The following is a 13,087-nucleotide window of genomic DNA, read 5'->3' as shown; positions in this document are numbered from 1 at the left end:
CAGCGTTAGGCTCGGAGGCTCGACGATGACGACGACGAAGGACCGCCATGCCAGAGCTGCACCCCCGCATTCAGCCCATCTTCGACGAGGTGCTCAGGCGCAACGCCGGTGAGGTCGAGTTCCACCAGGCCGCTCTCGAGGTGTTCGAGTCGCTCGGCCGGGTGATCGCGAAGAACCCTCAGTACGCGGAAGCATCGATCCTCGAGCGCATCTGCGAGCCCGAGCGCCAGATCATCTTCCGGGTGCCGTGGGTGGATGACGCGGGCCGCGTGCAGATCAACCGGGGCTTCCGCGTGGAGTTCAACTCCGCCCTCGGGCCGTTCAAGGGCGGACTGCGGTTCCACCCGTCGGTCTACCTCGGCACGATCAAGTTCCTGGGCTTCGAGCAGGTGTTCAAGAACGCGCTCACCGGGATGCCGATCGGTGGCGGTAAGGGCGGCAGCGACTTCGATCCGAAGGGCCGGTCCACCGCCGAGATCATGCGGTTCTGCCAGTCGTTCATGACGGAGCTGTACCGGCACATCGGCGAGTACACCGACGTGCCGGCCGGAGACATCGGAGTCGGTGGACGCGAGATCGGCTTCCTGTTCGGCCAGTACAAGCGCATCACCAACCGCTACGAGTCGGCCGTGCTCACCGGCAAGGGCATCAATTGGGGCGGTTCGCTCGTCCGCACCGAGGCCACCGGCTACGGCGCGGCGTTCTTCGCGCAGGAGATGCTGAAGACCCGTGAGCAGTCCTTCGACGGATCGCGCGTGCTCGTGTCCGGCTCAGGCAACGTCGCGCTGTACGCCATCGAGAAGGTGCACCAGATGGGCGGGACCGTCGTGGCGTGCTCCGACTCGTCGGGCGTCGTCTACGACGCCGACGGGCTGGATCTCGACCTCCTGCGGCAGGTGAAGGAGGTCGACCGCGGCCGTCTCAGCGACTACGCCGACGCGCGCGGGTCGGCATCCGACTACCGGGCGGACAGCAGCATCTGGAGCATCGCCGACGCGACGCACATCGACGTGGCGCTGCCGTGCGCCACCCAGAACGAGCTGTCGGATGCCGATGCTCGCGTTCTCGTCGACAACGGCGTGGTCGCCGTGGCCGAGGGGGCCAACATGCCGTGCACGCCCGGGGCGGTGCGGATCTTCACCGACGCGTCGGTGCTGTTCGGACCCGGCAAGGCGGCCAACGCGGGCGGCGTGGCCACCAGCGCGCTCGAGATGCAGCAGAACGCGTCGCGCGACTCGTGGACCTTCGCGCACACCGAGGAGCGCCTCGAGGAGATCATGCGGGGCATCCACGAGCGGTGCGTCGAGACCGCGGACGAGTACGGAGAGCCCGGCAACTACGTGCTCGGCGCCAACATCGGCGGCTTCACCCGCGTGGCCGACGCGATGCTCGCCCTCGGTGTCATCTAGCGCGGGGCGCTACTCGCGGGGGCGGCGCGGCTCGTCGGGACGGTCGCCCCGGTCGCCGCGGCCATCCCGTCCGTCGTCGCGACGCAGATACTTCTCGAACTCCTGCGCGATCGCCTCGCCACTCGCCTCGGGGGAGTCCACCGTGTCGCGCGCCTGTTCGAGCTGCTCGATGTACGCGGCCATCTCCTCGTCCTCGCCGGCGAGCGCGTCGATTCCGGTCTCCCAGGCCGCCGCCTCCTCCACCATGGCGGCGCGGGGGATGACCACATCGACCATCTCCTCGAGGCGGTCGATCAACGCGAGCGTGGCCTTGGGCGACGGCGCGTTGTGCACGTAGTGCGGCACGGAGGCCCACACCGAGACGGTCGGGATGCCGATCGCCTCGGCCGCCTCCGCGATCACCGAGAGGATGCCGACCGGCCCCTCATAGGTGCTGCGTTCGATGCCGAGCTCCGTGCGCACCGTGGCGTTCTCGCTGGTGGCGAAGACCGAGATGGGCCGGGTGTGCGGCACGTCGGCGAGCAGGGCTCCCAGCAGCACGATGGCCTGCACGCCCGCGGTCCGCGCGGTATCGAGCACCTCGGCGGTGAAGTTCTTCCACCGTCTCGACGGCTCGGTGCCGAGCAGGAGGTAGATGTTGCCCCCGTTGTCGCCACTGACGGCGAGGTCGGCGTCGGCGGCGAGCGGCAGGCCGGGGGCCTTCGGCTCACGGGGACCGTAGATCGTCGCTCCGGGCCATTCGATGAGGCGTCGTCCATCGTCGTCCTGCACGACCTGCGGCCGGGTGAACTGGAAGTCGAAGTACTCCTGCGGGTCCACCTGCGCCAGGGGAATGAGGTCGAGCAGGTCCTTCAGCGCGCGCACGGCTCCACTCGCCGCTTCGCCCGCGTCGTTCCATCCTTCGAACGCGACGACCATCAGTCGTCCACTCGACAGGCTCGTGCCTTCCGCCAATTCGGGCTCCCACCTTGCTCACAACGGCCACCGCTCGGAAGCCTCTGGTCAAGGATAGGCGTGGCGGGCCCGGATAGACTCAGTCGCCGTGACTAACGAGACTCCCGCCGCCGTCCTGTGGGACATGGACGGCACCATCGTCGACACCGAACCGTACTGGCTGGACGGTGAGCGCGCGATGGTCGAGTCCTTCGGCGGCACCTGGACTCATGCGGATGGCATGAAGCTCGTCGGCAGCGGTCTGTGGGACTCCGCCCGGATACTTCAGGATGCCGGCGTGCGGCTGAGCGCCGACGAGATCGTCGACCGGCTCACCGACGGCGTGCTGCTCCGCCTGCGCGACGAACTGCCCTGGCGGCCGGGCGCCCTGGATCTCCTCACCTCGGTGCGCGACGCCGGCGTGCCCATGGCCCTCGTCACGATGTCGGTGGAGCGGATGGCACGCGCCATCGCCGATGCCATCCCGTTCGACGCGTTCGACGTCATCATCGCCGGGGACATGGTCGACCAGCCGAAGCCGCATCCGGAGGCCTATCTCACCGCCGCGGCTCGCCTCGGCGTCGACCCGACGAAATGCGTGGCCATCGAGGACTCGCAACCCGGCCTCGCCGCGGCCGTTGCGTCCGGTGCCACGGTCGTGGGTGTACCGCACGTGCTGCCACTTCCGCAGAGCGACGCCTACGTGCTCTGGGACACGCTGCAGAACCGCACCGTGCTCGATCTGTCGCGTCTCTCGGTGTCCGCGTGACCGCGGAGGCGACGGGCAGCCGGTTCTCCGGACCGTTCCAGGCCGGCGACCGCGTGCAGCTCACCGGTCCGAAGGGCCGCATGAACACGATCGTGCTCGAGCACGGCAAGGTGTTCCACACCCACCGCGGCGCCATCGAGCACGACGCCATCATCGGCCTCCCCGACGGATCCGTGGTGCAGAACACCGTCGGTGTCGAGCACCTCGCCCTCCGCCCGCTGCTCGCCGACGTGGTCATGTCCATGCCGCGCGGCGCCGCCATCATCTACCCGAAGGATGCGGCGCAGATCCTCGCCCTCGCCGACGTGTTCCCCGGCGCCACCGTCGTGGAGGCCGGTGTCGGCTCCGGCGCGCTGTCGATGTGGCTGCTTCGCGCTCTCGGACCCACCGGGCGCCTGCTGTCGTTCGAGCGACGCGAGGAGTTCGCCGAGGTCGCCCGCGGCAACGTGACGAGCTACTTCGGCAGCACACCGGAGAACTGGTCCATCACCCTCGGCGACCTCACCGACGCCCTGCCCACGGTGACCGAACCCGGCTCCGTGGACCGCGTCGTGCTCGACATGCTCGCGCCCTGGGAGTGCATCGGGCCGGTCGCCGACGCGCTCACCCCCGGCGGCGTGCTGCTCTGCTACGTGGCCACCGTGACCCAGCTCTCGCGGGTGAGCGAGGCGATCCGCAATAGCGACCTCTTCACCGAACCGGACGCTTCGGAGACGATGATTCGCGGCTGGCACGTGGAGGGTCTCGCCGTGCGACCCGACCACCGCATGATCGGGCACACCGGATTCCTCGTCACCGCCCGTCGTCTCGCGCCCGGCGCGATCCTGCCGCAGCTGAAGCGCCGCGCGTCGAAGTCCGACTTCGCCGACGAGGACATCGAGTCGTGGACGCCCGGAGCGCTGGGAGAGCGGGACGTGAGTGCGAAGAGCCTGCGCCGTCGTGTGCGTGCGGCCGGTGCCGCCGCCGAGCTGGCCGCCTCCCGCGGCGAGCCCGCCGCTGCTGATGCGGACGCAGACGCGGACGACGCCGGCGCTCGCTGAGCTCGTCCCATACGGTCGCTGAGCCCGTCCCAAACGGTCCCTGAGCTTGTCCCCTTACGGTCCCTGAGCTTGTCGAAGGGGCGTTCGCACGGTTCCGTCCCTTCGACAGGCTCAGGGACCGTGGGGGTGCATCCCTTCGACGGGCTCAGGGACCGTCAAGGGTGCGTCCCTTCGGCGGGCGCAGGGACCGTCAAGGGTGGGGACGGCGCACGGTGCGGAGCCGCCGGGAGTAATCGTCACTAAGATTGTCGGAGCCCGACGCGGCATCGCCGCGACCGGACCGACCCACGTTCTTTTGTCGAAACGAGGACCCGTGCGCACGACTGCCGCGCTCATCACCAGTGCCGGACTCCTACTGGGTCTGACGGCCTGCAGCACGCCCGGCAGCACCGTCGAGCCCACCTGCGACGTGACCTCCGGCAACGCGTCCGAGGCCATCGCCGCGACCGGCGCCGCTGGCGACTCCCTCGACGACCTGTCCTTCCCCACGCCGCTCGTGGCGAGCAGCACCCAGGTCTCCATCCTGGAAGACGGCGCCGGTGAGTCGGTCTCGATGCTCACCCCCATGTTCGCGAACTTCGCCGTCTACAACGGCCGCACCGGCGAGGTCATCCAGCCGTACGGTCCGATTGGCGTCGACCAAAGCACCGGCGAGCCCCAACTCATCACCCTTCAGGCGCTCACCGGTATCGCGGGCTTCCAGGAGGCCATGCAGTGCGCCACCGAGGGATCCCGCGTCGCTGTCGCCGTTCCGCCCGAGGATGCCTTCGGCGAGACCGGGAGCAGCCAGCTCGGCGTCGGCGCCGACGACACCCTCGTGTTCGTGGCCGACGTGATCGAGACGTTCCCGAGCCGTGCTACCGGTGATCCGCGCCCCGCCCGCGCGGGCTTCCCGTCCGTCGTCACCGACCACGACGGCGTGCCCGGCATCACCATTCCGCCGAGCGCGGCGCCCGACGAATACCGCGAGACGCTGCTGCGCGAGGGCGACGGAGTCGAGGTCAGCGAGGGTGACACCGTCATGGTGCACTACACCGGCGTGCTCTGGGACTCCGGCGAGGTCTTCGACTCCAGCTGGACGCGGGGCACCCCCGTCAGCTTCCCCGCGCAGGAGGGCAGTGCCGAGCAGCAGGGCGTGGTCAAAGGCTTCGCGGATGCGCTCATCGGCGCTCAGGTCGGCGACCAGGTGCTCGCCGTGCTGCCGCCCGACGTCGCCTACGGCGACGAGGCATCCGGATCGATCCCCGCCGGGTCCACTCTCGTCTTCGTGATCGACGTGCTCGGCGTGACCGATTAGGTCGCACCGCAGCACGAGCACCGTCCGTTCGAGGAGCCGATCGTGACCGACCAGAAGTCCGCGCCCCGCGTGCCGGTGGAGGAGCGCCTCTTCAGCCTGGTGCTCGCTCTGCTCGCCACCCAGTCCGGCCTCACGAAGAACGAGGTGCTCTCCACCGTTCAGGGTTACCGGCAGAAGTACCGCATGGGCGGTGACAACGCCAACCTCGAGCGGCAGTTCGAACGCGACAAAGACGACATCCGCGAACTCGGCGTGCCGTTGGAGACGATCGAGGACCCGGGGCAGACCGGTAACAACCACATCCTGCGCTACCGCATCCCACGCGGCAGCTACGAGTTGCCGCTCGACATCACGTTCTCCGGAGCCGAGACCACGCTGCTCAACCTCGCCGCGATGGTGTGGCGGGAGGGGTCGCTGAGCGCGGAGTCCCGGCGAGCCCTCATGAAGCTGCGCTCCCTCGGGGTGGAGTCCGACGAACCCATGATCGGCTACGCGCCGCGCCTCCGCGTGCGGGAGTCCGCGTTCGACCCGCTGAGCATCGCGCTCGAGCGCCGCCACATCGTGCGCTTCGGTTACCTGAAGCCGGGCAACGCGGAGGCGCGCCTGCGGACGCTCGCGCCGTTGGCCCTGGTGCAGCATCAGGGCCGCTGGCACGTGCACGGCATCGACCAGGATGCGGAGGAGACCCGCACCTTCCTCCTCTCGCGGATCGTCGGTCCGGTCACCCTCACCGGTGCCAGCTTCGACGACACGGGCAGCGACCACGCGGAGCGCGCACTCCGCGAACTCGATGAGATCTGGGAGAACGGTGTCGGGGTCATCGACGTGGAGCCGGGCACGGATGCCGCCGCTCGCCTCACGCGGCGCAAGGGCAGCGAGGTCACCGGTGAGAACCGGGTCACCCTGCATTACTCGGACCTCAACCTGATCGCCGATGAGCTCGCCGGGTACGGTCCCGAAGTGGTCGTCATCGAACCGGAGTGGCTGCGCGAGGCCGTTCTCGATCGCCTCACCGCCACCGCGGAGGCGCACGGCGCCTCGATCACCGCGGACACCGCCGGGGCCGACGACACCACCGGGATCGACCGTGGCTGAGCGGCAGGCGCCGCTGCAGGCGCAGGACAAACTCACCTTCCTCCTCGCTCTCGTGCCGTACCTCACGGAGCGCGGGCCGGTCAGCGTCGCTGAGGCCGCTGCGCACTTCCGGGTCAGCCCCGAGCAGCTGCGGAAGGCCGTGCGGCTCATCGCGGTGTCGGGAGTGCCGGGCGACACCAGTTCCTACCAGCACGGTGACCTGTTCGACATCGCCTGGGACGACTTCGAGCAGAACGACCAGATCGTGCTCACCCACATGGTGGCCATCGACGACTCGCCGCGCTTCTCCGCGCGCGAGGCGGCCGCGCTCATCGCCGGACTGCAGTACCTGTCGGCGCTGCCGGAGCACGCGGATCGGGAGATCGTCACGTCGTTGATGGCGAAGCTCGCGCGCGGCTCGTCCTCGAATCCGAGCCAGGTCGCCGTCGCCGGATCGGATTCCGACGACGAGCTGCGGATCATCCGCGCCGCGGTCGCCGATGGTCGCCGCGTCGAGTTCGACTACCGCACCGCCCGGGGGGCGAGCGAGCGCCGGCACGTGGATCCGCTGCGGATCGAATCGATCGATCAGGACTGGTACCTCCGCGGTTGGGACCACGACCGCGGTGCGCTCCGCACGTTCCGCCTCGACCGTATCACCCACCTCACCGCTACGACCAAGCCGATCGAGCACCGCCCCGAAGACCTGCCGCTGCCCGACACCCTGTTCGAGCCGTCGGAGGAGGACCTCGTCGTCACGATCGACGTCGCCGCCGCGGCCCTTCCCCTCCTCGGCGACTACATCCCCGACGGCGCGAAGACCCGTCCGAGCGCCACCCGGAACGGATGGCTGGAGACGACGCTGCGGGTCGCGCACTACCACGGGCTGAAGCGGCTCATCGCGGGCATGCCCGGAGTCGTCGTGGTGCTGCAGCCGGAGGACGCGCGCCGGGCCGTCGCCGACTGGGCGTCCGCCGGAGCGGCGCGCTACTTGTAGCCTGTTCTCATGCCGTGGTGGTCGTGGATCCTCATCTGGGGCGGGCTCGTGCTCGCTCTCCTCGGCATGTATGCGTATCTCGGTGTGCGACTGTTCCGCAAAGCGACGGCGGCCCTCCGCGAACTAGCGCTCCTCGCCGAGAAGACGCAGTTGCTGTCCGCGCGGTCGGCTGACGTGGCGGGGCGCGATTTCACCCCCGCTGTGCTGCGCGACTACCCCGACGTGGTGGACGACTACCGGCGCGTACTCGATGTGCGCGAGGCGCGCAGGGAGAACAGAATCGCCCGGGGTAGACTTCTGACCAGCGCCGACTATCGGCTTGCTGCCGCACAGATCAAAGGAGTCTGAACCATGCTTGGAAACCTACAGGGCTGGCACTTCATCATCCTCGTCGTGGTCATCCTGCTGTTGTTCGGAGCTCCCAAGCTTCCCGGCCTCGCCAAGAGCCTCGGTCAGTCGATGCGCATCTTTAAGGGTGAGATCAAGACCATGAAGGAAGAGAACAACACGGATCGCCCGGCCCGGTCGGACGGCACCACGGACGAGTTCCCCCGGAACGATACCGACCGCACCTCGACCGACTACGTCTCGCGCAACAGCCCGAACGATCCGCTGAATAAGCCTTAGCATTCGTGGCCGCTCGTTCTCGTAAGTCGAGTGCCACTGACGGGAAGATGTCGCTCGGGCAGCATCTCCTCGAGCTGCGCAAGCGTCTCTTCATTTCCGGTATCGCGGTGGTGCTGGCCGCCATCGGCGGCTGGTTCCTCTCCGATTTTATCCTCGATGCGCTCCGCGAACCCATCCTTGAGGTGGGGGAGGACCAGGGTCGCGCGGCGACCCTGAACTACGAGACCATCACGTCGGCGTTCGACCTCAAGCTGCAGATCTCGCTCTACGCCGGACTTATCATTTCGAGCCCGGTGTGGCTCTACCAGATTTTCGCGTTCCTGGTGCCCGGCCTCACCCAGAAGGAGAAGCGGTACACCTTCGGCTTCTTCTTCTCCGCGGTGCCGTTGTTCCTGCTCGGGTGCATCGCCGGCTGGTGGGTGCTGCCGCACATCGTCGAGTTGCTCACCCGGTTCGCCGGCATGGAGGACTCGTCGCTCATCACCGCGCGGCAGTACTTCGACTTCGTGCTGAAGCTCGTGTTCGCGGTGGGTATCGCGTTCGTTCTTCCGGCGTTCCTCGTGCTGTTCAACGCGATGAGCATCCTGTCCGGTGAGACGATCCTCAAGTCATGGCGCCTGGCCATCCTCGCGATCACCGTGTTCTGCGCGATCGCGACACCGGCTGCCGACGTCATGTCGATGTTCCTCCTCGCCATCCCCATGATCGGCCTCTACCTGATCGCTGCGGCCATCGCCGTGTTCAACGACCGGCGACGCGCCCGCAAGGTTCGGGTGATGGAAGCGGAGTACGGTCTCTCATGACCTCCTCGCTGTCCCCGGCCGAACGCTACGCCGCGTCACGGACTCGGGCGTCGTCGCCGAAGCTGGATGCGTTCCGCACCGGTCTGCGGTTCGACCTCGACCCGTTCCAGCAGAGCGCGTGCCGGTCGCTGGAGGAGGGCCGGAGCGTGCTCGTGGCCGCCCCCACCGGGGCCGGCAAGACGGTGGTCGCCGAGTTCGCCGTGTTCCTCGCCATGCAGCGGCCCGCGGCGAAGATCTTCTACACCGCGCCGATGAAAGCCCTGAGCAATCAGAAGTACTCCGAGTTCGTGCGGGAGTACGGGCCCGACGAGGTGGGGCTCCTCACCGGGGACACCAACGTGAACTCCGGCGCGCGCATCGTGGTGATGACCACCGAGGTGCTGCGGAACATGCTCTACGCGAACTCCGACCTGCTGCGCGACCTCTCCTTCGTGATCATGGACGAGGTGCACTACCTCGCCGACCGGTTCCGCGGCGCCGTGTGGGAGGAGGTCATCATTCACCTCCCGGAGGAGGTGCGGCTGGTGTCGCTCTCCGCCACGGTGTCCAACGCCGAGGAGTTCGGCGACTGGCTGCAGGTCGTGCGCGGCGAGACCGACGTGATCGTGAGCGAGGAGCGGCCCGTGCCGCTCGACCAGCACGTGCTGCTCCGGCACAAAATGCTCGACCTCTTCGACTCCTCCGGCCTCGCCGCCACCCACCGGGTGAACCCGGAGCTGATGCGGCTCGCCCAGAGCGCCGGGCGCGACTCCCGCGCGTACTCCGGTCCGCGGGGACGGAAGGGGGGGAACGGCGGCGCGAAGGGCGGATACGACCCCGGCCGCATGCAGCGGCCCGAGGTGATCGAGATGCTGCGCTCCAAGCACCTTCTGCCCGCCATCTTCTTCATCTTCAGCCGGGCCGGATGCGACGCCGCGGTGCAGCAGGTGCTCCGCGCCGGCGTGCGGCTCACCCAGCAGCACGAGCGCGACGAGATCCGCGCCATCGTCGACGAGCGGTGCCGCACTCTGCTCGACGCCGATCTCGCGGTGCTCGGCTACTGGGAATGGCTCGAGGGACTCGAGCGGGGCGTCGCCGCCCACCATGCCGGCCTGCTTCCCGCTTTCAAGGAGGTGGTGGAGGAGCTGTTCCAGCGCAAGCTGGTGAAGGTGGTGTTCGCCACGGAGACGCTGGCGCTCGGCATCAACATGCCCGCGCGCACGGTGGTGCTCGAGCAGCTCGAGAAGTTCAACGGCGAGGCGCGCGTGCCGCTGACGCCGGGGGAGTACACGCAACTCACCGGCCGCGCCGGCCGCCGGGGCATCGACGTCGAGGGTCATGCCGTCATCCAGTGGAAGGACGGCCTCGACCCGCAGGCCGTCGCGTCCCTCGCGTCCCGACGCACCTATCCACTCAACTCCAGCTTCCGGCCCACCTACAACATGGCCGTGAACCTCATCGACCAGTTCGGGCGTGAGCGCACCCGCGACATCCTCGAGTCCTCCTTCGCGCAGTTCCAGGCCGACCGCGCCGTCGTCGACCTCGCGCGCAAGGTGCGGCAGCAGGAGGAATCGCTCGCCGGCTACGAGAAGTCGATGACCTGCCACCTCGGTGACTTCGGCGCATACTTCGGCATCCGCCGAGAGATCGGCCAGATCGAGCGCCAGGGAGCGGCCCGCGCCGACACGGCCGGGCGCGGGGAACGCGACGACCGCCAGAAGGAGCTCACCGAGTTGCGCCGCCGCATGAAGGCGCATCCGTGCCACAGCTGCAAGGACCGGGAGCACCACGCCCGCTGGGCGGAGCGCTGGTGGCGGCTCAAGAACCAGACGGATGCGCTGAGCGCGCAGATCCGCACCCGCACCGGAGCCGTCGCGAAGGTCTTCGATCGCGTGACCGAGCTGCTGCTCGGCCTCGGCTACCTCAAGCGCGACGAGTCGTCGAACGTGGTGTCGACGCCGAACGGCCGCACCCTGAAGCGCATCTACGGTGAGCGCGACCTGCTCGTGGCCGAGTGCCTGCGGCACAGCGTGTGGACCGAGCTCGACCCGGCGAGCCTCGCCGCGATGGCGACCGCTCTCATCTACGAGCCCCGGCGCGACGAGGGGAACCCGTCGGAGCGGTACCTGCCGCGCGGCGCGTTCCGCCCCGCCCTCGAACGCACGGAGGAGATCTGGGCGAAGCTCGACGACATCGAGCGGGAACGCCGACTTCCCGTCACGTCGCCCATCTCGACCGGGTTGAGCATGGCGATGCACCGCTGGGCTCGGGGCGGAACCCTCGATGACGTGCTCTTCGAGGCCGATCTCGCCGCCGGTGACTTCGTGCGCTGGGCCAAGCAGACCATCGACCTCCTCGACCAGCTCTCCGTCGTGGCCGACGGCAAGGTCGCCCGCAATGCCCGCACGGCGCTCGACCTGGTTCGGCGCGGCATCGTCGCCTACTCCAGCGTGGCGTGATGACCGCACAGCTCTCCGCCCGCGGTGCCCCGGTGCCACGCTCCCCGGAGTGGCCGATGGCCGGCCCCGCCCCGCGGCCCGTCGGCAGCCGCTCCCCGTCGCCGGCACCGACCCCCGATACCGGCGCTGGACTCCGCGGCGTACCACTGTGGCTCGCGCTCCTGCTCGCCGTGGCATCCGGGTTCGTCTCCGACGTCGGATACCCCGACCGCAACCTGTGGCCGTTCACCCTCGTGGGTGTGGGCGTCTTCCTGTTCGCCCTGCTGGGCCGCACCGGGCGCGGCGCCCTGGCGGTCGGTCTGGTCGGAGGTCTTTCCTTCTACCTCGTACACACCGAGTGGCTCACCGTGTACCTCGGGCCGGTGCCGTGGCTCGCACTGTCGGGCCTGCAGTCGCTGTTCTGGGCGGTGTTCGCCGTGCCGTTGGCGTTCCTGCTGCGAGAGGGCCCCGTGGTGTGGCCCAGTCGGATCGGTCGCGTCGGCATGGTTCCGCTCGCGGTCGCTGCCGTCTGGACGCTGCGCGAAGCGATCACGAGCACCTGGCCCTACGGCGGATTCTCGTGGGGGAGGGTGGCCTACGCGATGTCGGAGAGCCCGCTCGCTCCCCTCGTGGCCTGGGTAGGCATGTCGGGGCTGAGTTTCCTCGTCGTCACCGTGGTGGTGCTCTGCCTCCAACTCGCCCGCGAGGCCGACTGGCCGGCGTACTCCCGCCGCGCCGTCGCCGTAGGCGCGCTCACCCTGCTCGTGCTGATGCCCGCCTGGCCGGCTCCGACCTCCGGCAGCAGCACGATCGCCGCCGTGCAGGGCAACACCAACTCCGGTCTCTTCGCCCAGTACGAGCCCGGGGAGAACCTGCAGAAGCACGTCGACACCACCCGTCCGCTGTACGACCTCGACGCGGACGTGGACATGGTGGTGTGGCCGGAGAACGGATCTGACCTCGATCCTCAGCGCGATGCGATAGCCGAACGGCTGGTGGACGGAGTCAGTCGGGCGATGGACGCGCCGGTCGTGCTCGGCACGGTCACCGAGCGCGACGGGAACAGCTACAACACCTCTCTGCTGTGGGAGGCGGGGTCGGGGGTGACCGACTGGTACGACAAGAAGCACCCGGTGCCGTTCGCGGAGTACGTGCCCGACCGCAGCTTTTGGCGGCCCTTCGCGCCCAACCTCATCGACATGGTGCCGCGGGGGTACTCCTTCGGCACCCGGGACACGGTGCTCGACGTGAACGGTGTTCTCGCGGGCATCTCGATCTGCTTCGACATCACGGATGACGGGCTCGTCGCGGAGATGGTCGACGACGGCGCCGAAGTCATCCTCGCGCAGACGAACAACGCCGACTTCGGTCGCACCGACGAGAACGTGCAGCAGCTGGCCATCGCCCGGCTCCGAGCGATCGAGATCGGCCGAACCGTCGTGAACATCTCCACCGTGGGCACGAGCGCGATGATCGCCCCCGACGGATCGACGCTCGCCGCCCTCACGCCCTACGAGCCGGGCAGCATGGTCGAGACCGTGCCGCTCAGCGACACGCGCACGCCGGCGAGCACGATCGGCGGGCCGCTGTCCTCCCTCATCTACGGGTTCGGCCTCGCGGCGCTCGGTGTCGTGGCGCTGTTCCGCCCGCGGATGCTACGCGCTCGGACCTGATCGCACCGGGAGACGCTTGGCTCCAAGGACGCTGGAGTCATGAGAAAC

Annotated in this window: 12 protein-coding genes; 11 read left to right on the top strand and 1 reads right to left on the bottom strand. The window is 68.9% G+C overall.

Going from position 1 to position 13,087, the window contains the following annotated elements:
• Positions 1–47: 47 nt before the first annotated feature.
• Complete coding sequence (gdhA, locus tag EY822_RS13865) at positions 48–1,409, top strand: NADP-specific glutamate dehydrogenase (RefSeq protein ID WP_150309052.1); 1,362 nt, start codon at positions 48–50, stop codon at positions 1,407–1,409.
• A 9-nt stretch (positions 1,410–1,418) separates the two neighbouring features.
• Here the strand turns inward: gdhA and EY822_RS13860 are convergent, their stop codons facing one another.
• A complete protein-coding gene (locus EY822_RS13860) occupies positions 1,419–2,327 on the bottom strand; it encodes a PAC2 family protein (RefSeq protein WP_150309296.1) in 909 nt (302 codons plus the stop codon).
• 124 nt (positions 2,328–2,451) lie between these two features.
• On the opposite strand from EY822_RS13860, the gene EY822_RS13855 reads away from it, so the two are divergent.
• From EY822_RS13855 to lnt, 10 genes are all read left to right on the top strand, one after another.
• Positions 2,452–3,111, top strand: coding sequence for an HAD family hydrolase (locus EY822_RS13855; RefSeq protein WP_150309051.1), 660 nt, complete (start codon positions 2,452–2,454; stop codon positions 3,109–3,111).
• Positions 3,108–4,151, top strand: coding sequence for a tRNA (adenine-N1)-methyltransferase (locus tag EY822_RS13850; protein WP_150309050.1), 1,044 nt, complete (start codon positions 3,108–3,110; stop codon positions 4,149–4,151). Before EY822_RS13855 ends, EY822_RS13850 begins: the two co-directional genes overlap by 4 nt.
• Before the next feature lie 313 nt (positions 4,152–4,464).
• A complete protein-coding gene (locus EY822_RS13845) occupies positions 4,465–5,448 on the top strand; it encodes an FKBP-type peptidyl-prolyl cis-trans isomerase (protein WP_150309049.1) in 984 nt (327 codons plus the stop codon).
• Positions 5,449–5,490: 42 nt separating this feature from the next.
• Positions 5,491–6,543, top strand: a complete 1,053-nt coding sequence (locus EY822_RS13840) for a helix-turn-helix transcriptional regulator (protein ID WP_150309048.1) — start codon at positions 5,491–5,493, stop codon at positions 6,541–6,543.
• The gene (locus EY822_RS13835) at positions 6,536–7,519 is read left to right on the top strand and encodes a helix-turn-helix transcriptional regulator (RefSeq protein ID WP_150309047.1); all 984 of its coding nucleotides are present in this window, start codon (positions 6,536–6,538) and stop codon (positions 7,517–7,519) included. The genes EY822_RS13840 and EY822_RS13835 overlap by 8 nt, the downstream gene beginning before the upstream one ends.
• Before the next feature lie 9 nt (positions 7,520–7,528).
• Positions 7,529–7,867, top strand: a complete 339-nt coding sequence (locus EY822_RS13830; RefSeq protein WP_150309046.1) for a hypothetical protein — start codon at positions 7,529–7,531, stop codon at positions 7,865–7,867.
• A gap of 3 nt (positions 7,868–7,870) precedes the next feature.
• Complete coding sequence (tatA, locus tag EY822_RS13825; protein WP_150309045.1) at positions 7,871–8,146, top strand: Sec-independent protein translocase subunit TatA; 276 nt, start codon at positions 7,871–7,873, stop codon at positions 8,144–8,146.
• A gap of 47 nt (positions 8,147–8,193) precedes the next feature.
• Entirely contained in the window at positions 8,194–8,949 is a 756-nt protein-coding gene (tatC, locus tag EY822_RS13820; RefSeq protein WP_150309295.1) for a twin-arginine translocase subunit TatC, read from the top strand.
• Positions 8,946–11,387: a DEAD/DEAH box helicase gene (locus EY822_RS13815; RefSeq protein WP_150309044.1), complete on the top strand. Its 2,442-nt coding sequence runs from the start codon at positions 8,946–8,948 to the stop codon at positions 11,385–11,387. The genes tatC and EY822_RS13815 overlap by 4 nt, the downstream gene beginning before the upstream one ends.
• Positions 11,387–13,039 (top strand): apolipoprotein N-acyltransferase, encoded by a 1,653-nt coding sequence (lnt, locus tag EY822_RS13810; protein WP_227497357.1) that lies wholly within the window; start codon positions 11,387–11,389, stop codon positions 13,037–13,039. Before EY822_RS13815 ends, lnt begins: the two co-directional genes overlap by 1 nt.
• Positions 13,040–13,087 lie beyond the last annotated feature (48 nt).

It is taken from the genome of Planctomonas psychrotolerans (assembly GCF_008642235.1).
GTDB classification, from domain to species: domain Bacteria; phylum Actinomycetota; class Actinomycetes; order Actinomycetales; family Microbacteriaceae; genus Planctomonas; species Planctomonas psychrotolerans.
This window is presented reverse-complemented; position numbering and strand designations above follow the sequence as displayed.

Coding starts and splice junctions, on each gene's coding strand:
- gdhA (WP_150309052.1), top strand. CDS start 48: ATGCCAGAGCTGCACCCCCGCATTCAGCCCATCTTCGACGAGGTGCTC.
- EY822_RS13860 (WP_150309296.1), bottom strand. CDS start 2,327: ATGGTCGTCGCGTTCGAAGGATGGAACGACGCGGGCGAAGCGGCGAGT.
- EY822_RS13830 (WP_150309046.1), top strand. CDS start 7,529: ATGCCGTGGTGGTCGTGGATCCTCATCTGGGGCGGGCTCGTGCTCGCT.
- tatA (WP_150309045.1), top strand. CDS start 7,871: ATGCTTGGAAACCTACAGGGCTGGCACTTCATCATCCTCGTCGTGGTC.
- tatC (WP_150309295.1), top strand. CDS start 8,194: ATGTCGCTCGGGCAGCATCTCCTCGAGCTGCGCAAGCGTCTCTTCATT.
- EY822_RS13815 (WP_150309044.1), top strand. CDS start 8,946: ATGACCTCCTCGCTGTCCCCGGCCGAACGCTACGCCGCGTCACGGACT.
- lnt (WP_227497357.1), top strand. CDS start 11,387: ATGACCGCACAGCTCTCCGCCCGCGGTGCCCCGGTGCCACGCTCCCCG.